We start from the raw sequence: 21,603 nt of genomic DNA, 5'->3' as shown, positions 1-21,603 counted from the left end.
CTTATCTTAAAAGTCAAATACAATGGAATAGGTGATGTTGCTCTTGTTATACATACAGTCGTGGTTCGTATAGTAATAGAACCGCATCTGCGTATAGGTGCCGGTGGGCAGCTTGCCGGAGAGGGTCACGCCGTTATTCGTAGTCTTATAGGCAATCTCATCCCATTGGCCGGTGCGAATGTTATAGGCTTCGACCCTGCCGTAGTCGCTGCCGTTGTGACCGCTGACGGCGGGAACATCAAAGGTGTACTCGGTGATGTAACCGTAGATCGTCTCCCCATTGTCCTGGAAATTGATGCCGGTTTCCTCAATGAAGGAGTTGGCGGAGGTCAGGGTCATGCCGCCGCCCACATCATCCGCCACAAAGAACACGATAGCGGACCAGGGAGAAGCGGCCCCGTAAGCGTCAACAGCTCTGCACTTCACCAGATGCTTTCCGTAGCCATAGGTGGTGGTTTCCTTGTCCCTGCCGTCCCATTCATAAGTAATAGCGTCCCCTTCAGGGTCGGTGGAGCTGGCGGTGATCGTCACCGCTTGGCTGGGCCGCACCACGCCGTTGGCGGGATTTCTGGTGATAACCGGCTTGCTGGGAGCCTGATTGACAAATTCAATGGTTTTCTCCTGCCAGGGAGAGGCCGCACCGTAGGAATCCACCGCCCGCACCCGAATGGTATGGGAGCCATTTCGGGAATACCAGCCGGAGGAAACGTAGTCCCCGCCCCATTCCAGCCGGACCGTATCGCCGTCCGGGTCACTGGCCGTAGCGGAGACATTGGCAAAGAAGTTATTGCCGCTGGTCTGCCGGGTTACGCTGGCGGTGAAGCTGGTGATAACAGGAGCGTTGTTGATGAACTCAATCGTCCGGCTCTCCCAGGCGGAGGCCGCGCCCCACTCATCCACAGCCCGGACGCGGATGGTATGGGTGCCCACCTCATAATAGCCGTCCTGCTGGTACTCGCTGCTCCATTCCAGATGCACAGCGTCCCCGTCCGGGTCAGAGGCCACGGCGCTCAGGTCAGCATAGAAACGGCCATCCTTCATGTTCCGGGTGGCGTTGGCGGTGAAGCTCTCGATCACAGGGGCGGTGTTGGTCACGGTGATGTTGGCAAAGGCACTGGTCAGGTTGCCCGCGTCATCCCGCACTGTGGCGGTGATGGTGTAGGTTCCTTCGGCATAGAGGGCCAGATCACCGCCGTCATTGGAAAGGAAGCCGGTGTTGCTGTCCAGGGTGACGGGCCTGCCGCCCAGCTTCACGCCCCAGCTTACGGGCAGACTGCCCGCTCCGCTGATGCCCACGGGGAACTTGGTTCCGATATGGATGGAATCGGGAGCGGTGACGGTCAGGGCGGCTTTGAAAATGATGGTAATGCTCTGGCTGGCGGTGGCGGTCTTGCCATTGCTGTCCCGGAGGGTGGCGGTCAGGGTGTACTCGCCGGGTTCGGGGAAGATCACAGTGCCGCCGTCATTGTCCAGGTTGGAGAGGTCAATCAGGCAGGCCGCTCCATCCTTCTGAGCGGACCATGCGATAACCGCCCCGTCCGGGTTAAAGAGCTTATCCATGACCACGGGGACCCGGTTGCCCACATACTCCATATCCGCCATGGAGAATTGCAGGGAGCCAACGGGCAGAACAGTAATGGTGTCGCTGGCGGTGAAGGTCCGGCCCAGGCCGTCCCGCAGAGTGCCGATCAGCCGGAACTCTCCGCCTTGGGTGAACTGAATCGCCCCGCCCAGGTTGTTCAAATCGCCAGTAACGTAGGTGGAGAGGTCTGCGGGCTTGCCGTCCTTCTCCAAGGACCACTCCACAGGCAGCTCAATGTTATTGCCCAGGGTCCGCACCTGTACCGTCTCGCCGGTGTAGACCTGCCGCTCCACCATATCCACCTGCAATTCCTGATCGGCCAGAACCTCAATGCTGGGACCGTCAAAGGAGAACACCCGCCCGGTGGGGTCGGTGATCTCACAGCCGAGGGTGAACACGCCCGCGTGTTTGATACGAATGTCGCCGGGATTGGTGGTCAGGTTTCCGGCAACGTAGGTCCCCCAATTCTGACGGAGGCCGTAGGTGTCATCAATGTGCCACTTGACGGCGGCATCCTCCACCACGTTCTTGGATTCAACGGCCACGGTAAAGGTGCTGTCCGTGTGGGCGTAGTTGGGCATCGTCCAGGCCACGGTGGGAATGGGATAGACGGTGAACGCCTGCTCATAGGAATAGCTGCGGCCTCCCGCGTCCTTGAAACTGGCGGTCAGCTTATACTCGCCCGCCTGCTTGAATTGGACTTTCCCGCCGTCAGCGGTCAGTTCCCCGGTCACATAGTCGGAGACAGGGACATTCTCGCCGTTCCGGGTCAGGGACCAGCGCAGGGGGTTCTCGCCCAATTCCTCAAAGCCTGTCACCAGCGTGACAACAGAATCGGTGTGGAACATTTTGGGCAGATAGAAGCCGGACACGCCCACGGGGTAAATCTGGATGGAATCGCTGGCGGTGGTCACGCGGCCCAGCTCATCCGTCACGCTGGCGGTGAAGGTATAAAGGCCCGCTTCGGAGAAGAAGCCATGCCCGCCTCTGGCGGTCAGGTCAAAGGGCGGTACGATCTCCTTGCCGTCCCGCAGGACTGTCCAGACCACTTCGTTGCTGCCCAGATTCTCGGTGGTCAGCCGCACATCCTCCGCAGTATCGGTGTGGCTCATATCGTTGGCGGAAACGCTCAGGCCGACAACAGGGTAAATCTTGATTGTCTGCGAACAGCTATACTCCCGGTCCAGCGCGTCCACAGCGGAGGCGGTCAGGGTGTAGGTCCCTACTTCGGGGAACCGGACCTTGCCGCCCAGGTTGCCCAGGTCGCCCAGCATGGAGCCAGTCAGGGAAACCGACGCGTCGTCCTTCGTCAGCGTCCACGTCACATTCCGACCCTGCAAATCGGAGGTCAGGAGGTCCACGGGAGTGCTGCTGTCCGTCCACGCGGCGGCAGGGAGGGTGAAGTCCAGGCCCGCCACAGGGTAGACCGCCACAGTGACAGCGGGAGCGGCGAACACCCGCCCGGTAGCGTCGGTCACGCTGGCGGCAATATCATAGGCCCCGGCGCTGGTGATCTGGATGGTGCCGCCGGTATCGGACAACTCGCCGGAGTAGGTGGCGGGAGTGCCGGGGTCATTGGAGGGGGTTACGCTCCACGCCACAGGCAGAGCGGTGTCCTTCTCCAGCGTGACGCTGATCTGCTCGTCCGTATGAGTGGCGGCATCCGCCGTCAGGCCCAGGGAAAGAACGGGATAGACCTCGATGGTCTGCTCATAGGTGAACGCACGACCCAGGCTGTCCGTCACGGAGGCGGTCAGGATATTTGTGCCGGTCTGAAGGAATTTCACGTTACCCCCAGCGTTGTCGAGGGTCCCGGTGATACCGGCAGGGAGAGAAACGGGCTGGCCGTCCACGGCCAGGGACCACGCAATTTTGCTGTCCCCCACATTCTCGGAGGTCATTTTCACCTTCACCGTCTCGTCCGGGTGGGCGAACTCCGGGAGCTTGAAGGACAGGCTCATGGTGTCCCATACGGCGATGGTGGCGCTGGCGGTGAATGTCCGGCCCAGGTCATCCGTAACGCTGGCGGTTACGGTGTAGTTACCCGCAGAGGGGAAGGTGATCTCGCCGCCGCTGTTGGTCAGAGAATTGTCGATAGCCGCCCCATCTTCGGAAGCAACTTCCCACACTACATCCAGGTCAGTCCCGGAGAGGCTGACGGCGGCGGGCTGGTCTATGTGGGCTGTCTCCGGCGCGTCCAGGGTCAGGACAATCACCGGCCAGACCTCCAACGGCAGGGCGGCGGTGTATTCCTTCCCCAGCTCATCCGTGATGGTGGCGGTGAGGACGTATGCCCCGGCCCCGTCAAAGGTGAGCGTACCGCCGTTATCGTCCAGAGAAACGGCAACACCCTCGCCGTCACGGGTCAAGGCCCATTGGACAGTCGAGGGTGTGCCATGCTCCACGGTCAGGCTGATTTCTGCCGCTTCGTCCTCATGCAGTTTTTCCTGGTCGGAGGTCAGGGAAAGGGGCAGGTTCGGGATAACCCGGATTGTCACAGGCTCAGAAGAAAATTCCCGCCCCTGGGAATCCTTGGCGATAGCGGTGAGGATGTGGTCCCCAGCGCCGTCAAAGGTGAGCGTCCCGCCGTTGGCGGAGAGGGTCACGGGAACCTCCTTGCCGTCCCTGGTCAGTGTCCAGCGGACGGATTCGGGCTTGCCGCCCTCCACCGTCAGGCCGATCTCCGCCGTCTCGCCGTCATGCACCTTCTCCGTGCTGGCGGTCACGGTGGGGACGATCACCGGCAGGATGGTGATGGACTGGCTGGCGGTGTACTGCTTCCCGGCGGCGTCCGTGAGGGTAGCCGTCAGGGTGTACTTGCCCGTCTCGGTCAGAGCCAGAGTGCCGCCCTCCTTGGTGAAGCTGGCGAGGGGCTGGTTTGCGCCGTCCTTCATCAGCGTCCAGACCACGGAGCCGGTCAGGTCATTCTTGGTCAGCAGCTTCACATCCTCCGCCCGGTCGGTGTAGCCGTACTCCGGCAGGGAAAAGGCAATGTCCCCGATGGGCAGTACCTCCACAGCCTTCTCGCAGTAGGCTTTGCCGCCGCTGTTCTCCACGGTGCCGCGCAGCACATACCGCCCAGCCTCCATGAAGTAGCAGATACCGCCGTCCTTGGTGAACCCCTCCGGCATGGCGATAGATTTCCCGTCACGGGTCAGCTCCCAGGTGACGGCCTCCGCGCCGGTGAGCGTGGTTTTCACGGAGACGGAATCCCCCACATACCGATACGCCGGAAGGTCAAAGGCGATTGTGGGCTTGTCGGCCTTGTCGGTGAAGATCACCCGATTGCCCTTGTCCATGCCGCTGGGGTAGACGATGGAGCAGCCCTTCTCGGACAGCTCCGTGGCCGCAGCGTCAAAGACCACCTGCACCGGGCCGTCATTCCGGGGCGTGACCACGCCCGCCACGGCGGATTTGCCGGTGATGTTGACGGCGGAGCCGCCCCACACCACCAGCCGCCCCTTGACGGTGATGTTATTGAGGTCCAGGGCCTTCTCCCCCAGGCCGTTGGCGAGAATCAGGTCGCTTTCAAACACAGCGTCCTTGATGCTTACCGCGCCCCGCACCAGAACCGTGTCCCGGTAGGTGCCGGTGAGATCACCGGAATCGTGGACACTCTGGAAGATATTGCTCATGATCTGCACCATCTCCGCACGGGTGATCTGGCCCTTGGGGTTCAGACGGCCATCGTTGTAACCGCTGACGTAGCCCCGCTCTACCATGGCGGAAACAGCGTCCGCCGCCCACGCGCCTACCTGGTTCCGGTCTGGGAACCGGGCCAGAACGGAGTTACCGGCAGAGGGCAGGCAGACCGTCCGGGCCAGCACCACCATGGCCTGTTCGCGGGTGATATTTTCATCCGGCCCCATACGGCTGTTGGAGTACCCGGCAAAGGTCCCCATGTGGACCGCCTGGGCGATGTAGTCATGGTACCAGCTCCCACGGGGCACATCCGTGAAGCGGGAAATGTCGGCGCTCTTGTAGGCGCCAAACAGCCGGTCTATCATAGCGGCCATCTGTGCGCGGGTAAGATAGCCGTCTGGGTTCAGCCTGTCCTCGGACGTACCCACCAACACACCGTTGTCCACCGCCCACGTCAGGGCTTCATAGGCCCAATGACCGTAGGCGTCACCGTAGTCGGTGATCTTGTTGGCATTGGCGGCATGGGCGTTGACTGCTAAAAGACTAACCATCATGACCGCCGCCAGGAACAGAGAAAAGAATCGCTTTAGATTGGGAAATTTGATGCTCATGCGTCCTCCTTTCAGATTTTGGATTTTCCGGGGTGTGCTATGTACTAAGGCGGGACCAGCAGGCGGCGGAGCAGATGGCGGTGGGTCAATCCTTATCGCCTCCCTCCGGCCCGGACGTGGCGAAGTAGGCTTCAAATTCCCGCTGCTGGGCAGGGGTCAGGGAGGTGAAGTGTTCCCCCTCAAAGCCGCACAGCAGGAACGTCCCGGCGATGAAGTCCCCGCTGTCCGTGGGATTTTCCCGGTTGGGCATGAGTTTCATGTTCTTGCCCTCGCCGTTGCAGATCAGCATAACCCGCTGGGGCAGATAGCACCCGGCCTCGATAGGTCCGCCCACAATCTGCTGAAAGGCTTCCAGCGTATCCTCAACCTGGATGGGGCGGGGAGCCTCGCAGGGTTCTACCACCAGAATGTCGATTTTGTTTGCCATACAGAAAATCCTCCTTCGTTTGTCCAGTTGTTATATTCCAGCGGCGTCCTGGGCCAGATCATGACTGACCAGGGATGCGTAATACTGGCTGATGGTTGTGGGCGCGTTGTAGAGCGCCGCCAGGGTGTATGCCTTGATGTTCTTCACCAGCGTGGTATTCTGGCTCAGACTGTCCAGAACGTAGGCGATATGCTCATGGTTCAGCTTTAGGAACCGGCTTTTGACTACACCAGCAGCCATTTCCTCACCAGCAATGCGGATGAAGTCCCGCCGGGAACAGCAGACCTCCACCATAAGTTCCACATAGCCCTCCAGCGTTTCCTCATCGTAGGGATGCTCTTGGAGCAGGAGGTCAAAGTCGATATTTTCTTTTATCAGCTCTCGGTATCTATCCATCTCATCCATCCTCATCCGGCTCTTGGGTCGACCGGCAGGGGGAGAAGCAGGAGGCGCGGGGGTAGGGGGAAGGATGGATGGGTCAGTATCGTTCAGATCAGTATTTTTCTTTTCAGTCTTATTAGGGGCGGAAAAGCCGCCGTCAAGACCGCGCGTTTCCAGCGGTGCAGACTGCGGTTTTTCCGCAGTCAAGAGTGCGGCACGATCCAGCGGTCTTGACTGCTGATTTTCCGCAGTCTGAGAAGCCGGGGGCGGCGGTGCCTGTTCCGGCTGCTGGGGCTGGCCGGGTTCCGGGGGCAGGATGAAGTTTTTGACGTAAATCCGCGTGGGCCGTCCCTGGCCCTGCTTCTTGCGTTCGATCAGGCCGATGCCGTCCTTGTCCAGCTCCCGGAACAGCTTCGTGGCCTTGTCCTTGCCGCAGCCCATGAGGTTCATAGCGTCTTCCTGAGTGAAGTAGATGTAGACGCGCTTATCGCTGTCCATCCAGCCGTTTTTCACCGACAGCCCCATCCGGTCCAGCAGGAGGCCGTAAAGGACCTTGGCCTCGATGGAAACGCTCTTGTAGCGAGGGTCGGTAAGCAGGGTCTTGGGAATACGGTAAAAGCTGTACTGTTCCGCTTCGTTGCCGTAGTAGTAGTCCAGATTCAGATTTGACGGCATGGTGATTGCCTCCTTTGTGATGTGCGGAGAAACAGAAAAAGCGCCCCGGTGACTGTTGATAGTCACCGGGGCGCTCATGCTCCTGCCGCTTGTTGGTTTGTCCGTAAACGCAAAAAACCCGCCCCCAACTGATAATTGGTCAATTGAGGGCGGGTTTTGGGATGTTGTTACCACTTTTCGCCTAAAATGCTTCTCTTACCTCGGATGTAATCGGTCAGAAATACGCTGTGACAGGTCTGATAGGTGAAAAACTGCCATATGACGAGTTTCCCCATTTCCAATTTAACCTTGAAGAAAGGAAACAACAGATTGGTCCGGCCATCATTCTGGAAAACCATGACCTTCTGGAACTCGCTCCTCTCCAACAGGATACCTCCATGTGCAAATGTCTGATTGACCACATTTGCCGCTTCATGGGGGTTCATGTCACAGTCCTGGATGATAAGCCCCTCTCCGTACTGCCGCACCATTCCCGGCAGAGCATCTACGGTGATATTGCTAACCGTGATCGCCATATACAATCTCTCCTCTCTATAAATGTTGGACACTCCACGCTTCCAGCAAGGACACAATGACTTCTTCCATCTGTTGGGCGGTGTAGGTCTGCGGAAAATATTGATGAAGTCTCGCTTGTTTGAGAACCACCTGCACAGCGGCGGGATGCTCCGCTTTCAAAAGAGTTTCAATAACGGTGATAGTCAGGGTGCCATCTTTGCTATGTTGCTTGATTTTTGTTAGTTGGCCTCTCCCTGGAATCACATTCAGCTTGTCCATCACCGATACAAGATCGGTTTGTTCCTGTTTTGTCAGATCGGAAATGTAGTCAGCGGCAGTGCTAACCGCCAGTTTATCCTCGTCTACCAATACCAGCAATGGAGGAACTAGCTTGGTAAGAGCGATATACCGAGCAACAGTCATACCGGATTTTTCCCCGGCATCTTGGGCGATCTTATCCCGTGTGGTCAACTTCTGCACCGTCGGTGCAGAAGTTAGGTCCCACCGCTTACCCTGATGCTTCAAGGCTTCCAGTTTCATCTTGTAGGCAAAGGCTTTCTCACTGGGCAGGATTTTCTCGCGCTGTAGGTTGGAATCGACCATGATAATAGTCGCTTCATCATCGTCCAGAGTCCGAATGAGTACCGGCATAGTGGATTTGCCAGCCAGTTCACTTCCCCGCTTGCGCCGGTGGCCCGCTATGATCTCATAGCCGCCCTCTTGCCGGGGGCGAACGATACCAGGGGAGAGAACACCGCTTCTTGCGATACTCTCCACCGTTTTCTGCATCGCTTCATCATCCCGCACCTGAAAGGGATGATTTTTGAAGGGAAACAGTTCTGACAGCGGAATCTCCTGCACCAGATCACCGTTGGCCTTTACCGGATCACTTGTCTGAAACAAAGCGTCATAATCGGTCAACTGTATCTTGCTGGCACTGCTTTTCATGCCAGCACCTCCCGCGTCAACGCTGCGTATGCGGCGGAGACTTTACCCGCAGGGTCATGGAGGTAGATACTCCGGCCCTCTGCACTGGTTTCTGCCGCTCGGATGGACAGCGGAATAATGCTGTCAAATATCCGCACACCGCTACCATAGGCGCTTCTCAGCAGCTCCACAATCTCGCGGGAGTAGTTGGTCCGCATATCCGCCATGGTTATGAGAATACCCGCAATATCCAAGCAGGGGTTGATTTTCAGCTTCACTTTTGATATGGTATGGATAAGCTGTTCAAGGCCCTTGATGGAGAGGTAGTGTGCCTGCATGGGAATTACTACTTCGTCAGCAGCGGCTAAGGCATTGATGGTCAGCATACCCAGGGACGGGCAGCAGTCCAGCAGAATCACATCGTACTGTTCGCGGACACTGTTCAGATACTCCCGCAGGATTGTCTCACGGCTCATGGTGTTCACCAGCGTGACCTCCAGACCGGACAGCTCAATGTTAGCGGGCAGCAGATCAACACCCTCCGCCTGATGGATAATACCCATTCCGGGGGACACAGGCTTATCCGTAATGATAAATCCCAGCACATCGGCAAGGGTCTCTTCAAGTTGGTCCGGCTGCTGATAGCCCAGGCTGGCGGTAAGCGAACCCTGCGGGTCTACGTCCACCAGGAGGACCTTCTTGCCTTCCCGTGCCAGTCCGATTCCCAAATTGACCGTTGTTACAGTCTTGCCAACTCCGCCTTTCTGGTTACAGATTGCCGTAATTTTGGCTGTTTTGCTCATTTTGGCCTCCTTCTATGTTCATAGAATAAAAACAGGACTAAACCAGAGCGCCCCTTGCTGTGGGGTGTTTCTGATTTAGTCCTATTTTAACAGGCCCGTCGGTGTACTGGCGGAAGTTACCCCCTCTCAGCTCGTACTTGCAAAACTCGATTTGACTTTCAATGCTGATACTGTCCTTGCGGTCTACCGATTGCCGTCCGTAAATTGCATCTTCCCGAATGTTCATTTGGTACTCCTTTCCGTTTCAGGAGCTACCAAACCTTACACTCATATTATACCTCTGGTAGCCCTATTCCACAAGGATGCCTCGCATTACACCACCTGCGCCCGGCCCGGCGCGTACTTGATAAAGACCTCGAAAAGACAGCTTTCAATTTCCCGCTTGCGCTTGTCCTGCGCCTTGGGGGACAGGATGGGGGTCAGGTTTTCCAGCGTGATGGGTTTGCCCTGAAAAGAAGCCGTCTTGACCTCTTTGTGATAAGTAATTCTTGTTTCTGCCATCGGAGCCTCCTTTACAAATCGGTGAACGGTTGCATACAGTTTCCCGCTGTCCTGTGGGGGGAGGTCAAAAGGCGGCAGAAAAACTGCCGCCCTTTGACCTCCCCCCACCTCTGGCCAGGATGGCCAGAAGCGGAGGGGGACTGTATTCCATTTCAATCTGCAAAGGTCAGGGGCCGCCCCGCCGGGCTAATTTGGGCTGTCGCAAGACAGAACGCCCCGGCTGGGGCGGCCCCCTCGATTGCATCTATAACTGCGCCGTATTTGCCACGCATCCCCGGTGCGGGGAGTATTCCAGACCGCCGATGGCCTCGGCTGCATAGCCCCACTGTACCGATTGCCGCATACCGCAGGGACTCCCCCTCAAGTCTGTGGGAGGGCGTGAGCAAGTTTCATTATCCCCCGCGCTGTCCTCGCGCCCGGCTTGCCACAGCCGGGTCAAAGGCTTGCGTTGATCGCTCGGTCAGCTCCCATTTCACCTCCTCAGAGCGTTCCATCCTGGCGGCGCGCCTTTTGCCGCTATCACGCGGGTTTTGTATCTGAAATACTGTGTATTCAGTTGTCAGCGGGAGGGGCTTGTCCCTCCTCACCTATCAGGCGGAAAATTGGGGGAAAGTCCTCTCTCCTAAATGGAATTTTCCAAAATATTTTTCAGGTTCAGCAAGCCCCGGTCAATGGAGCCGCTGATCCGGCTGATCCCCACGCCCTCGGCCCGCACAAGGTCGGCCCTGCTGATGCCGAGTATGTAGTGGGCGTAGACGCGCCGGGCCTGGACGGGCGGGAGCTGGTCAATGGCCGTATAGAGGGCGGCCCGGTTTTCCGTGGTTTCCATCACCTGCTCCGGGGTCAGCGGCGGAAAGGTCACGTCCGCCTCAAAGCCGGGGGTGCTGTCCAGGGAACACTCGTCATGCTCCCGCTTGCGGCGCTTGTAGCTGTCGCACAGGCGGCCGCCAATGGAGAGGGTCACGGCGATCTCGTCAGACACCTCCAGCATGACGCGCTCGGTCAGGTGGGGGTAGTAGTGGTTCAGAATAATGGTTTTCATAGTTGCCTCCATTTCGATGTTGGGCGGTTGACGGGTCGGCAGATCGAAATGGAGGGGCGGCGGGGAGCGGCATCCGGGGGAGCAGTTCCGCACATCCTCTGGCCACGATGGCCAGAAGTGGGGTATAAAAATGTCCGCATGGCGCAAAGCCACGCGGACAGGTACGGCATTATTCTTATTTAGGTACTGGCTGGTTTCAGGTGTGAAGCTATACGGAGGGGCCAACAGGAAAAGACAATTTTCGCAGTTGACTGTGGGGCATCCCCTCAAAGGTACTAAACTTTTTTTAACAAGTTAGGGGGATGAACAAAAAGGAAAGACACGGCGTTACCTCCTTGAACGGTTGCCGAATCTTTCAAATAGAAAGGCCGATAACCGCATTTTTAGTCTGCGTGTTATCGGCCCTGCGTCTATGCGTCTGGCTCCTTGATAACTGTTATTTGCAAATTCTTTGCATCAATTAAGGTTTCTTTTTTACACTTTGGGCAATAAAGAGGATAGTTTTTCAAGATGGTGTCCGCTCTTATTCTGTCACGGGTCTTACTTCCACAGGCGGGACATAAAACCCAGCGGCTTATTTTTGATATATGGTTCTCCATCATTTTGTATAGATGCTATATACAGCGAGCGATATATACTTTTTCCCTTGCTCCACAATACTAAACGAGTTGTTAGAAAAACACCAAGTTGCCATTTCCTTTTTACACTTCGGACAAAAGAGGGGAAAGTTTTCAAGCACTGTATCTAACCGCACTTTTAATCTTGTTTTGTCGTTGCAGATTGGGCACAATAACCATTCTTCTTTCATTAAAATATTAGCTCACCTCACAGTCTTTTTCCAGATAAAACATATAATTGTTCCAATTAGCGCTATCGCTCCCATGGTGATATAAGGCAATTCAATACTACGCTCATACAGATACCCAGCCAGCAGGGGGGCAATGACTTTGCTAAGATTTCCGGCGGTGCTGGCAAAGCCCATGAGTATTCCTTTGCGCTGATTGTCCGCCTTGGAAAGGCTTGCGTTTAGTGTGGGTACTGTTAAAGCGGAAGATACTGCAAATAGACCGAAAACAACAAGTACACTGATAAAGCCAGATGTTAATGCCATGGCAAAGGCAACCAGTGCTTTACAAAATATGCCTATCAGTATTAGTAGCTTATCGCCCGTCTTATTTTCCAAAGGGCCGGTAAAAAACCCCTGTACTACAATTAAAACCCCTGCTACCACCATCCAAACAACACCAACTTGCCCGGTGGTAAATCCAAACTTATCAACGACATACAGCCCCGTAATACCCTGCAAACCGGTTTGACAGAAGTTTACGATAAAAATAAGGATCAGAATAATTCCTGCGGAGCCAAACAGCATGCTTTTCAGGGCTAAAAAATCAAAAGAATCTTTTTTGTGCGGATAACCTGACCTCTCTATGGACTCTGGCAGAACTGTTGCAATGAGTAAAAATGCAATAAATGAAATTCCGGCTCCTGTAAAGAATGGCAGTGCAAGTGAATAGCCAGCCAGAATACCGCCAAACAATGGCCCTAACATAACACCTACACTCATTGCAGCTCCAAGCTGGCCCATATTCTTGCTTCGTTCGTCCTCTGTGCTGGAATCACCCACATAGGCCAAGGACGCAACTGACGTAGCAGATGACAAAACACCGGATAAAGCACGGGCGATAAACAGTGTCCAAAAGGAGGAGGCCAAGCCAAACAGTAATAAGCTAATTGTATAGCCTAACATGCCAATGCTGATAATCGGCTTTCTGCCGATTCGGTCGGACAGCACTCCCCAAAATGGGGCGCACAGTGTTTGTGTCAGCGCATATATGGCCGTGAGCCAGCCAAGTTCTTTGCCACCCGCTCCGAGGTTTTTCATGTAAAACGGCATAACCGGAATGATCATGCTATATCCTAACGCAATTACAAAAGTTGCAAGCTTCAAGGCAAAAATAGGAGTTTTATTCATTGAGTTTTTATTCATTGAGTGTCACCTCCCCTGTCGTACCGTCCACTGTTATCATTTGTCCGTTTTGTATGGTTCGCGTAGCGGTGTGTGTTGCCATAACAGCGGGAATACCATATTCACGGGCAACAATGCTTGAATGGCTAAGAGGGCCGCCAATGTCTGTTACAATCGCACTTGCGGAGGCAAACAACTGCGTCCATGCAGGAGTTGTGGTAACGGCAATCAAGATACTTCCCGGCTGGAATTTCTCAAAATCTGCCGGGCTGTTCAGTACACAGGCGGGAGCCGTAACAACGCCTGGGCTGGTTCCTATGCCCGTCAATACAATTTTCCCATCTTTCTGTATTGGGGTTGCATGTGATACGGCTTTTTTGCTTTTTTCCGGCAACATGGAAGGCGCCACATAACCTCGGAATGTATCATGCTCCGCTTGCCTGGCAGGAATTGCCTCACTCAGATTGGATAGGGGTATATTTTTATCAAGCTGTGTTATGAGCGTTTCCAATTCTGTTTTTGTGAGCCAGTAAATATCGTCCAGATGTGAAATGGCTCCACCAGTTAAGAGACGTTCAGAAATTTCTTGTAACATACGGCGAATCAGCGGGTGCCCCATCCCCATCAAGTAAATAGCGTTTTCACGCATGGGGGCAGTATTTTGTGCCCAATGGAGCAGCTTCAAAAACAGCTTTTTTCGGTGGCCGCCTATCTGTTGCAAAATCTCTTTTTCGGCTTGTTTCCTGCGCCTTTCAAATGTGATTTGGCGCGAATACGGATTTTCCCCTTTTTCCTCCAAATATGCTTTTATGGATTCAAAAGTTGGAGTAAGCATCTCCTGTGGTGTGGCATATGCAAAATCAAATTCATACGCAGTACAGCCAAATTCTTTGAAATAGGCGTTAATTCGACTTTTCCACTCTATCCACACCTCCTGCGAAACTTCCGCAGGCAAAATGGAGGACTTGAAATCTTCTGCTATCTTTGTTGCAGGATTGCTTTTCAGATAGACGCTTAAAGTGTTATTTTGCTTTGCCCATTCCGAAAGGTCCCACAGGTTCTTTTCCGATTGTAGCGCAATCGTATCAAACCCAAGCAAGAAAACGGAAGTGTCTGTTATACCAGCACGGCGGGCCGTACCCTGAAAGAATTTTGTGAATAACGTTTCGCTGATAGATGCGGCGGGCAATGTAAGCTGAATCCTTGTGAAATAAATACATGCGGCGTAAAATACGGCTTGAATGCCCTCCATAATTTGCTGGGCGCTTAACGTACGCAGGGACGTTTCATCCCACTGCTTCACCACATCTTCAAATTCTTTTCTTGCCGCTTCAAAGCGCATAATGCTGTTCGTAAGCGTCCGGCGCAAAGAGCGGGGGGAAAGAGATTTTACAGCAATTAGAAGAGGCTTTGCCTTAGCGGAAAGATAGACATAACCATTGATTATCGTGTATGCCCCGTTGTCTGGCAGTAGCTTTTTTGCGCTTGTATCAAACATATCCACCCATAAAAGCGCCGATGCATGGTTGACTAATTCAAGGCCAAGAGTGGCGAACAGGGGTGTGACTGGGTTTGGCAGGTGTTCTGCCAAACTGCCCTTTGTGTAAACTACATTCTTTTCCGGCAATACCCACTCCGGCGGTAAGACAGTAATGGGGCGAGCCTGAACAATATACAATTTATCTTTTTCCAGCGCCCATTCTATATCCATAGGCATTCGATAATATTTCTCAATTTTATTTCCAAGCTGCGTCAGCCGCATGACTTGATTGCGGGTAAGGGCAGGTTTTTTACGGAGCCGTTCGGGGACAGAGATTTCTTCCGTTCCGTCTAAGGTGCGAGCCGTCATAATCTCTTTGTTTGCCACTTCATATGACACGATTCGGGTAGTGCTCTTATCCGTAACGATTGTATCAGGGGTGACTAAGCTGGAAACCACCGCTTCACCAAGTCCCCATGCGGCGTTTATAATCATTTCGTTACGTCTGCCGTTCATGGGGTTAATTGTAAACATAACACCAGAAGCATCAGAAAACGCCAACTTTTGTATGACTACGGCAAGGGCCACAAGCTCCTGCTTGATATTATTCTTTATACGGTAAGCAATCGCACGAGCTGTCCACAGGGATGCCCAGCACCGCTTTACAGCTTCAAGGATTTCGTTCTCACCTTGTATATTGAGATAAGTGTCCTGCTGGCCCGCAAAAGAAGCATCGGGTAAATCCTCGGCGGTCGCGGAGGATCGGACAGCCACCGAAACATTTCCTAATCCGGCATAAGCGGTTTTTATTGCCACCGACACTTCCGGCGGCATTTTTCCATTATGAAAAAGTTGACCAATCTGTTTGGATATATCTTCAAGTTGATTGGTACTGTTGGAATCTATGCCCTCTAGTAATGCTTTAATGTAAGGCTGAATTTGGTTCGTTTCAACAAAAAGTCGGTATGAAGCAGTTGTAACATGAAAACCGTCCGGCACAGGGATACCCGCTGTCAATAGCTTTGATAAAGACATACCTTTTCCGCCGACCATTTCAAGGGTTGCCTGTTTATGCAACAAGGGTAGAGTATAATAAATCATAATAATTCACCTCCATCATTCATAATTCCGTGTAGAAATATATTGATTGTTTCGTCCAGCATCTTTTCCTCACTGGCTGATGGCCGGGAAGTATAGACAATGGAAAGCATGGAGTTAATCAACAAGCGCACCATAAGGTCAGCATCTGTTTTGCGAAAAACACCTCCGGCCACTCCGCTTTCGATCACGGTTTTAATAATATTGTGGTATTCGTAACGTATTGTTTTCAGACGCTTCTGATACTCTTCTTCTAAGTAGTCAGATTCGGCATGAAGCCACATTAGTACAGTCCTATACTGATGTGGCACTTTAAGCTGATTGTGCATGATTTTTCTAAGGCATCGTTCCGGCAAAGGTTCATTGTCAATAATTCTGTGAACCTGCTCTATAACTTCTTCAAATTTTTTCTCCATTGCATATATAGCAATCTCGTCTTTTGTTTTGAAAAAATCGTATAGACTGGATTTTCCCATTTTCGCTAAATCTGCAATTTCCCGCATAGATGTTTTTTGAAACCCATTTTTAGCAATAAGGCACAACGCAATATCAACTATTTCGTCTCGGCGTGTTGCTTGTTGTTCTGGTGTAAGTGTAATTCCTTTTGGCATCTGACAAAACCTCCTTGTAGCGACCATTGGTCGTTTGTTATTTTTAATTATATAGCGACCACCGGTCGCTTATCAAGATTAAAATTTTTCCCTGCATATACTGCCCAATAGAAAAGGGGTGTTTAGGCCATGATGCTAAACGGTAAACGGTAAACGGCAAGCAAGGCAAGTGTATAGACACTTGCGATTTTCGCGCCGCGAAAATGCTTGTTGGGGTTCCCCCAAACCCGTTGGAGCTTCTGGCCAGTGTGGCCAGAAGCTCCCTTGTTGCGGCCCTGTCGCTCACCGCTCCTGGGCCTTATTTTCCCGCCCGTCCGTCAGGCCGAGCAGATGATCCACACCGCCCTTGACGGCCACCAGCTCACGCATCTGCCGCTGGGCCTCCCGATACTCGGCATAGAGGGCCTTTTTCTTGTCGGCCAGTTCCCGGCGCTCCTTTTTGAGCGCGTCCATTTTGGGGAGCTTGGCCCCGCCCAAAATGTCATTGATCGCAGCCTTGGCCGCCCGGTAGTCGGCCAGCTCCGCCTCATGCTGGGCCAGATACTTTTTTGAATACTTGGCCGCCTTGTACCCATCGAACACGGGCCGGGTCTTAGCGTAGCTCACCACGGCGGCCATCAGCTCGGAGGTTTGGGAGAGCCGGGCCTCGGTGGACTGTATCTCCCCAGCCAGGGCATGAAAGCGATCCACCGCCGCCGTGGTCTGCTCCGCCAGCGCGTCATAGTCGGTCAGGCCGTTCTCCTGGAGGAATTGGAGGGCGGCGGCCATCTGTTTCAGGTTGTAGACCTTGGCCCACCGCTCATAGGCCGGGCCTTTGCCCTGGCGCATTTTCTCTTGAATGTCAATCAGCAGATTGACGCGCTGGGGCTTGGGCCGGGGCCGCGCCTGTTTAGGCTGGCGCGTGGGGGCCTTGCCGTCAATCACGGCTTGAATATCTTCCTGCCCATAGCCCGCCCCCAGGGTGGATGCCCGGAGCCGGGCCGCCCGGTCATGGCCGGGGGCGCGGAACGAGATCACCCCGCCCCGTCCATGCACCACCCGAAAGCCCGCCGCCTCCATGCGCCGGAGGAAATCAGCGAAGTCGGCGGGACGGTCGGACAGGGCCTCGTCTATGGCCCAGCGTATCTGTTCCTTTTGGGACGGGGGCCGGGCCTCGCCCTGCCACTGTCCATAATGGAGAAAGCGGCCCTTGCTGTGGAGCTTGGGCCGCTCTACCACGGACAGCGCGTGTTCCAGGCACACCCGGTCAGACAGCCGCCGCAGGGCGAAGCTGGAGCCGATGAAGTTTCGGAATTTCCTGGAGCGGTCATAGGCCGTGGAATTGTAGTAAATGTGGTTGTGAATATGGCCTTTGTCGGTATGGGTGCAGACAAAAAACTGATACTTGCCCTTTGTCCACCGCATCGCCGTTTCATAGCCGATCCTGTTGGCCTCCTCCGGGGTAACTTCCCCCTGGGGAAAGGCTTGGCGGATCTGGTAGCACAGCGCCCCCTGCTCCGCCGTCCGGCCCGTTTCCGCCTGATACTGGCCCTTTACCAGCATAAACTCAGCGTGGGCGGTTTCCGGGTCGCAGAGGTAGGAGGACACCGCCCCCAGCTTCTCCGGGTTCAGGCCGTAGTCAAAGCGGTCTTTCAGGCTTTGAATGGCCGTCCGCTTGGCGGCCTGTTTGTGGGGTTTGATGTAGGTTGTGGCCGTAAATTCACCTCCCGTTGCAAATCCTACAATTATGTTATTGACGAAAAGCCCTTCTCGTAATAAACTAATATTCAAAATGGTTTTGTTGGATGGAGTTTTTTATGAAATATATATTCAATGGTTATGTTGATATTGATGGGACAAAATATTCATATACTTTTTCTGATTTTGTTCTTTCAATTCATGCAGGTGATAGGCCTGGGCAACATATAGGATGGGAACAGTGTAATCAGATAATAAATGATGGCTGGATTCATATTTGGGATTTAAGTCAAAATGAATTATATCTTCGCGTTGAACGCCCAATGTATCTATCCCCAGGGGAATATGGTTACGCCATATCTGGATATGTTAGATTGTTTTATCTTGATAGAAAATCAGAGCGAAATAGTCCGTTTACATGTCACAATTTATTGTTTAAGCACCCTGTTATTGATTTTCTCTTTGATTGTGACAATGAATACATACAACGTATAGTAAGTTTGTTCAGCAGTTGGAGCGATGATGCAAGAACATATGATACGCGCACAGATCGTCACACTCACAAGTTCTCCTTATCCGGAACAGAGTATCAAATCCATTTCCCAACCTATTGTCAGTATAAATACGATGCGCCCTTTCCATTTCATGTATTTAATGCTATTTTTATCGACAACGCCAATATACAGGGTGTTAATGATGTTTGGCAGATTGCAAATATTGTAAAACTGTTCTTACAGCTAATTTCTCAAAGTCGGACTATAAATTTGGATGAAGTATCACTTGATTTCATGTCCTCTGAAAATCCATATAACGCTTGGCTCTATATGCGCCCAGAACAAAATGTATCAATTTCCAATAGAGAACGAGTTCTGAAATATAAAGATATTAAGGAGTGTATAGGGAATATTTTTGATCAAATAAGTGGAAATCAAATATATTTTCGATCTTTGTTTAATGAAAATGACGCTATAATTCGTACTTATGATATTATGAATATCTGTGCGGCATTTGAGGCACAATTTGATATTCTCGAACCCAAATTTAAGGATAAAACGCAGAGCGACATAAAAAAGAAAATGGTCAATCACCTTGCCTCACATCGAACAGAGTATGATGATACGGAGGCTGTTTATTTTGATGCAATATTAAATGGGCTAAAAAATTTCAATGACACCTTGCAAAAAAGGTTACAGATTGCCCTTGATGAATTTATTAGAATATATGGTGAAGATGATATTTGCTTTGATTTTTCTCCCGAATATAGAACAATGCCTAAAAGAATAAAAGATACCAGAAATGCTTTGGATCATGGAAATCACACATATCAGTTGACCTCTTTAATGTTCAAAGATACTGAATTGCTTCGTGCAATAACCTATATGTTAATATTAAAAAAGGCGAATATGTCTGATACCAACATCCGGGCTTGTCTAAAGAGGTTATCAAAATTTCCATACTAAAATACGGCTTGTAGTCAGCGAACAGTTTTTAATTATAGATTTTAATTATAGACGTATGTGTTTTCTTCATGGAATCTTCTCACTTCTGGCCACACTGACCAGAAGCTGGAGCAAAAGGGAGCGGCGCGGGACCGCTCCCTTTTGTCACAGGCGCACCACCTCGGAGAGCTTCTGGAGCAGGTCGGACAGCGGCCCCCACAGATCGGCATAGTCCTTTTGCAGAGATTTGATCTCTTCCTGGTACACCCCGTAGCTGTTAGCATGGGTCGCCACCTGATTGAGATTATTTGCACACCGCCGCTGGAGAGACACCAGCTTCTGGACGGGGGAAAGGTCAACATGGAGGATATAGCCGTTGAGGGCCATTTTGCGGACATAGGCGCTCATATTGCGGATGCCCGCCTCCTCCATGCGCCCCCGGATAGCCTCCAGCTCGTCAGGCCGCACCCATACATAGAGCGGCACATCCCGGACGCGCTTCTTCCCGGCCATGCTACCTGTCGCCCCGGTCAGGGGCCTCCCGCCTGGGCGGGGCCGGACGCTCCCCAGCCTGTTCCGCCGCCTCGCGCATCTGCTGGGCGATAGGCCGCTTGACTGCCCGCACCCGAAAGCGGCGTTGGTAGTCGGCGGCGCGGTCAGCGTAGTCCTTTTCCGCAGCGGCCCCGTCATCGTAGTAATGGCCCCAGTAGTAGTCCCGGCGGCCCTGCTCCTCGGTGAATTGCCACGTCACAAAGCCCTCCCTGGGATGCTCCCCCAGGGCAATCCCTCGCCCATTGTCAAACAAAATGGACTGCCGGATGACATAGCCTTGATTTTCGTCCATAGTAGCCTCCTCTCAAACTGTAAAATGTGGAATGTATCAGCCGGAAACAGGGGCAGGACGTGAAATGATACGCCCCGCCCCCAAACGGCCCCGGCAAAGCCTTGATACAGGCGGGTTTCCTGGGGCCTAATTTTCCACTCACCAGCCCCGCCGTTTTCGCATATAATCCCGCTTCTGTTCCCGAAGCGCGGCGCGGGCGCAAGCCTCGGAGCAGTAGCGCCGCCGCCCGTCCAGGAGGGCGGGCCGCCCGCAGACAGGGCAGGGCTGGGTTTCCGGGGCTGGCCCCTGGCTGGACAGGGCGGCCTCCAGCATTGGGTCAAGGGGGAGGACGGCCTCCCGGAAGTAGCGGCAGTAGCTTGAAGTCCAGCACTTCCCCAGCATATAGCACTCGCAATCCAAAGGCAAGCATCCGTACTCCCGGTCATAGTTGGCGCACCACTTCACCACCAGGGCGCGGATGGCCGCCTTTTCCTCGCGGGTCAGTTCCCGGCTCATTCCTCCGGCTCCCCGTCATCTTCATCCCAGGGGGCCTCGCCGTCATAGTCCTCCGGGCCGTCATAGGGATCGCCGCCGTAGTCCTCCTCCGGCTCCGCCGCTTTCTGGAGCTTGGGGCGGTAAATCTTGAAGTACCACCCGGCCCCGCCGCCGATGACCACCACGGCCAGGGCCAGCAGGAGCGGCCCCGCCCCGCCCTTTTTCTCCGGCACAGGCTCCGACTCCGGGGTGGGATCGGGGTCCGGGTCAGGCTCTGGCGTGGGTTCCGGGGCGGCGGGTTCCCCGGAGGACTCCGCCAGGGCCATCAGGTCGGCAACAGTCACAGCGTTCAGAAAGTACACATTTTCCGTCTCCCGCTGGCGGTCAATCACCAAATAGAACACTGCCTCCTCTGCCGTAGTAATGGTGAAAAATTCCTTGCCGTCCTGATCGGTGGCGTTGTCCACCACCGTCCCTGTCCCGTCCGGGGTGAACGGGTTCGGCTCCGTGGGGAGCGGCTCGGCGGGTTCCAGCCCCTCCCAGGGGATGTACTCGCCCACACCATCCTCGGACTCGTCACCGCCCCCGGCGTAGGCCGGAACGGTGAGTACCCCCACCATCAGGACGGCGCACAGCAGGGACGCCAGAAAACGGGGCTTTCTCATTCCGCCACCCCCGTTTCCGCCGGGGCGGACTTCTGGCCAGCCTGGCCAGAAGTGCCGCGGAGCTTCTGGAGCAGGAGGGGCAGCTCGTCCAGGGGGATGCTCATACCCCGCACAATGTCAACGATTTCCTCGTTTTCGGCCTCCTTGTGCTTCTGCTCCAGCTCTTTCAGCCGGGTCTGCTGGTCGCTGATCTTGGCCTTGACCTTTTCCATCTCAGCCCAAATTTTCGCGCTTTTCGTTGTCGCCATAGATACCTCCAA

The 21,603-nt window shown here is 53.9% G+C and carries 20 protein-coding genes and 1 pseudogene; 1 reads left to right on the top strand and 20 read right to left on the bottom strand.

The annotated features are described in order from the left end of the window. Positions 1 to 6 precede the first annotated feature (6 nt). The 15 genes and pseudogenes from NFS22_RS04055 to NFS22_RS03985 form a co-directional block, all read right to left on the bottom strand. The gene (locus tag NFS22_RS04055) at positions 7 to 5,835 is read right to left on the bottom strand and encodes an S-layer homology domain-containing protein (protein WP_251316488.1); all 5,829 of its coding nucleotides are present in this window, start codon (positions 5,833 to 5,835) and stop codon (positions 7 to 9) included. An 85-nt stretch (positions 5,836 to 5,920) separates the two neighbouring features. Next, a complete protein-coding gene (locus tag NFS22_RS04050) occupies positions 5,921 to 6,262 on the bottom strand; it encodes a DUF3846 domain-containing protein (RefSeq protein ID WP_251316487.1) in 342 nt (113 codons plus the stop codon). 30 nt (positions 6,263 to 6,292) lie between these two features. After that, a complete protein-coding gene (locus tag NFS22_RS04045) occupies positions 6,293 to 7,318 on the bottom strand; it encodes a DUF6017 domain-containing protein (RefSeq protein ID WP_251316486.1) in 1,026 nt (341 codons plus the stop codon). Between the two features lie 167 nt (positions 7,319 to 7,485). Next, positions 7,486 to 7,833: a hypothetical protein gene (locus NFS22_RS04040; RefSeq protein WP_251316485.1), complete on the bottom strand. Its 348-nt coding sequence runs from the start codon at positions 7,831 to 7,833 to the stop codon at positions 7,486 to 7,488. A gap of 16 nt (positions 7,834 to 7,849) precedes the next feature. Further along, complete coding sequence (locus tag NFS22_RS04035; protein WP_251316484.1) at positions 7,850 to 8,761, bottom strand: ParB/RepB/Spo0J family partition protein; 912 nt, start codon at positions 8,759 to 8,761, stop codon at positions 7,850 to 7,852. After that, positions 8,758 to 9,543: a ParA family protein gene (locus tag NFS22_RS04030; RefSeq protein ID WP_251316483.1), complete on the bottom strand. Its 786-nt coding sequence runs from the start codon at positions 9,541 to 9,543 to the stop codon at positions 8,758 to 8,760. Before NFS22_RS04030 ends, NFS22_RS04035 begins: the two co-directional genes overlap by 4 nt. A gap of 97 nt (positions 9,544 to 9,640) precedes the next feature. After that, a pseudogene (locus NFS22_RS04025) lies at positions 9,641 to 9,769 on the bottom strand (recombinase family protein); the annotation flags it as partial. Between the two features lie 86 nt (positions 9,770 to 9,855). Then, on the bottom strand, positions 9,856 to 10,044 hold the full coding sequence (locus NFS22_RS04020) for a hypothetical protein (RefSeq protein ID WP_251316481.1): 189 nt from the start codon (positions 10,042 to 10,044) through the stop codon (positions 9,856 to 9,858). Between the two features lie 622 nt (positions 10,045 to 10,666). Continuing rightward, positions 10,667 to 11,086, bottom strand: coding sequence for an RNA polymerase sigma factor (locus NFS22_RS04015; RefSeq protein WP_251316480.1), 420 nt, complete (start codon positions 11,084 to 11,086; stop codon positions 10,667 to 10,669). 410 nt (positions 11,087 to 11,496) lie between these two features. After that, positions 11,497 to 11,685, bottom strand: coding sequence for a cysteine-rich KTR domain-containing protein (locus NFS22_RS04010; RefSeq protein WP_251316623.1), 189 nt, complete (start codon positions 11,683 to 11,685; stop codon positions 11,497 to 11,499). Then, positions 11,685 to 11,894 (bottom strand): cysteine-rich KTR domain-containing protein, encoded by a 210-nt coding sequence (locus NFS22_RS23830; protein WP_081959911.1) that lies wholly within the window; start codon positions 11,892 to 11,894, stop codon positions 11,685 to 11,687. The genes NFS22_RS04010 and NFS22_RS23830 overlap by 1 nt, the downstream gene beginning before the upstream one ends. 12 nt (positions 11,895 to 11,906) lie before the next feature. Further along, on the bottom strand, positions 11,907 to 13,076 hold the full coding sequence (locus NFS22_RS04000) for an MFS transporter (protein ID WP_251316479.1): 1,170 nt from the start codon (positions 13,074 to 13,076) through the stop codon (positions 11,907 to 11,909). Beyond that, complete coding sequence (locus NFS22_RS03995) at positions 13,069 to 15,636, bottom strand: PEP/pyruvate-binding domain-containing protein (RefSeq protein WP_251316478.1); 2,568 nt, start codon at positions 15,634 to 15,636, stop codon at positions 13,069 to 13,071. The genes NFS22_RS04000 and NFS22_RS03995 overlap by 8 nt, the downstream gene beginning before the upstream one ends. Beyond that, on the bottom strand, positions 15,633 to 16,244 hold the full coding sequence (locus NFS22_RS03990; RefSeq protein WP_033118323.1) for a TetR/AcrR family transcriptional regulator: 612 nt from the start codon (positions 16,242 to 16,244) through the stop codon (positions 15,633 to 15,635). Before NFS22_RS03990 ends, NFS22_RS03995 begins: the two co-directional genes overlap by 4 nt. 282 nt (positions 16,245 to 16,526) lie before the next feature. Beyond that, a complete protein-coding gene (locus NFS22_RS03985; RefSeq protein ID WP_251316622.1) occupies positions 16,527 to 17,879 on the bottom strand; it encodes a relaxase/mobilization nuclease domain-containing protein in 1,353 nt (450 codons plus the stop codon). A 161-nt stretch (positions 17,880 to 18,040) separates the two neighbouring features. Between NFS22_RS03985 and NFS22_RS03980 the strand changes: the two genes are divergently transcribed. After that, positions 18,041 to 19,381 (top strand): HEPN domain-containing protein, encoded by a 1,341-nt coding sequence (locus tag NFS22_RS03980; protein WP_251316477.1) that lies wholly within the window; start codon positions 18,041 to 18,043, stop codon positions 19,379 to 19,381. A gap of 144 nt (positions 19,382 to 19,525) precedes the next feature. Here NFS22_RS03980 and NFS22_RS03975 read toward each other — a convergent pair whose 3' ends face one another. The 5 genes from NFS22_RS03975 to NFS22_RS03955 all read right to left on the bottom strand — a co-directional run bounded on the left by NFS22_RS03975 (position 19,526) and on the right by NFS22_RS03955 (position 21,591). Next, the gene (locus NFS22_RS03975) at positions 19,526 to 19,873 is read right to left on the bottom strand and encodes a plasmid mobilization protein (protein ID WP_251316476.1); all 348 of its coding nucleotides are present in this window, start codon (positions 19,871 to 19,873) and stop codon (positions 19,526 to 19,528) included. 1 nt (position 19,874) lies between these two features. Beyond that, positions 19,875 to 20,204 (bottom strand): hypothetical protein, encoded by a 330-nt coding sequence (locus NFS22_RS03970; RefSeq protein WP_251316475.1) that lies wholly within the window; start codon positions 20,202 to 20,204, stop codon positions 19,875 to 19,877. A 138-nt stretch (positions 20,205 to 20,342) separates the two neighbouring features. Continuing rightward, the gene (locus NFS22_RS03965) at positions 20,343 to 20,699 is read right to left on the bottom strand and encodes a cysteine-rich VLP domain-containing protein (RefSeq protein WP_251316474.1); all 357 of its coding nucleotides are present in this window, start codon (positions 20,697 to 20,699) and stop codon (positions 20,343 to 20,345) included. Then, positions 20,696 to 21,343 (bottom strand): DUF4366 domain-containing protein, encoded by a 648-nt coding sequence (locus NFS22_RS03960; RefSeq protein WP_251316473.1) that lies wholly within the window; start codon positions 21,341 to 21,343, stop codon positions 20,696 to 20,698. The genes NFS22_RS03965 and NFS22_RS03960 overlap by 4 nt, the downstream gene beginning before the upstream one ends. Beyond that, positions 21,340 to 21,591, bottom strand: coding sequence for a DUF4315 family protein (locus NFS22_RS03955; RefSeq protein ID WP_251316472.1), 252 nt, complete (start codon positions 21,589 to 21,591; stop codon positions 21,340 to 21,342). The genes NFS22_RS03960 and NFS22_RS03955 overlap by 4 nt, the downstream gene beginning before the upstream one ends. Positions 21,592 to 21,603 lie beyond the last annotated feature (12 nt).

The sequence above is a fragment of the Flintibacter muris genome (genome assembly GCF_943192995.1).
Taxonomy (GTDB): Bacteria; Bacillota; Clostridia; order Oscillospirales; family Oscillospiraceae; genus Lawsonibacter; species Lawsonibacter muris.
This window is presented reverse-complemented; position numbering and strand designations above follow the sequence as displayed.

What these genes read in the sequence shown, in the direction of transcription:
- NFS22_RS04055 (WP_251316488.1), bottom strand. Translation starts at nt 5,835, where the DNA reads ATGAGCATCAAATTTCCCAATCTAAAGCGATTCTTTTCTCTGTTCCTG.
- NFS22_RS04050 (WP_251316487.1), bottom strand. Translation starts at nt 6,262, where the DNA reads ATGGCAAACAAAATCGACATTCTGGTGGTAGAACCCTGCGAGGCTCCC.
- NFS22_RS04045 (WP_251316486.1), bottom strand. Translation starts at nt 7,318, where the DNA reads ATGCCGTCAAATCTGAATCTGGACTACTACTACGGCAACGAAGCGGAA.
- NFS22_RS04040 (WP_251316485.1), bottom strand. Translation starts at nt 7,833, where the DNA reads ATGGCGATCACGGTTAGCAATATCACCGTAGATGCTCTGCCGGGAATG.
- NFS22_RS04035 (WP_251316484.1), bottom strand. Translation starts at nt 8,761, where the DNA reads ATGAAAAGCAGTGCCAGCAAGATACAGTTGACCGATTATGACGCTTTG.
- NFS22_RS04030 (WP_251316483.1), bottom strand. Translation starts at nt 9,543, where the DNA reads ATGAGCAAAACAGCCAAAATTACGGCAATCTGTAACCAGAAAGGCGGA.
- NFS22_RS04020 (WP_251316481.1), bottom strand. Translation starts at nt 10,044, where the DNA reads ATGGCAGAAACAAGAATTACTTATCACAAAGAGGTCAAGACGGCTTCT.
- NFS22_RS04015 (WP_251316480.1), bottom strand. Translation starts at nt 11,086, where the DNA reads ATGAAAACCATTATTCTGAACCACTACTACCCCCACCTGACCGAGCGC.
- NFS22_RS04010 (WP_251316623.1), bottom strand. Translation starts at nt 11,685, where the DNA reads ATGGAGAACCATATATCAAAAATAAGCCGCTGGGTTTTATGTCCCGCC.
- NFS22_RS23830 (WP_081959911.1), bottom strand. Translation starts at nt 11,894, where the DNA reads ATGAAAGAAGAATGGTTATTGTGCCCAATCTGCAACGACAAAACAAGA.
- NFS22_RS04000 (WP_251316479.1), bottom strand. Translation starts at nt 13,076, where the DNA reads ATGAATAAAAACTCAATGAATAAAACTCCTATTTTTGCCTTGAAGCTT.
- NFS22_RS03995 (WP_251316478.1), bottom strand. Translation starts at nt 15,636, where the DNA reads ATGATTTATTATACTCTACCCTTGTTGCATAAACAGGCAACCCTTGAA.
- NFS22_RS03990 (WP_033118323.1), bottom strand. Translation starts at nt 16,244, where the DNA reads ATGCCAAAAGGAATTACACTTACACCAGAACAACAAGCAACACGCCGA.
- NFS22_RS03980 (WP_251316477.1), top strand. Translation starts at nt 18,041, where the DNA reads ATGAAATATATATTCAATGGTTATGTTGATATTGATGGGACAAAATAT.
- NFS22_RS03975 (WP_251316476.1), bottom strand. Translation starts at nt 19,873, where the DNA reads ATGGCCGGGAAGAAGCGCGTCCGGGATGTGCCGCTCTATGTATGGGTG.
- NFS22_RS03970 (WP_251316475.1), bottom strand. Translation starts at nt 20,204, where the DNA reads ATGGACGAAAATCAAGGCTATGTCATCCGGCAGTCCATTTTGTTTGAC.
- NFS22_RS03965 (WP_251316474.1), bottom strand. Translation starts at nt 20,699, where the DNA reads ATGAGCCGGGAACTGACCCGCGAGGAAAAGGCGGCCATCCGCGCCCTG.
- NFS22_RS03960 (WP_251316473.1), bottom strand. Translation starts at nt 21,343, where the DNA reads ATGAGAAAGCCCCGTTTTCTGGCGTCCCTGCTGTGCGCCGTCCTGATG.
- NFS22_RS03955 (WP_251316472.1), bottom strand. Translation starts at nt 21,591, where the DNA reads ATGGCGACAACGAAAAGCGCGAAAATTTGGGCTGAGATGGAAAAGGTC.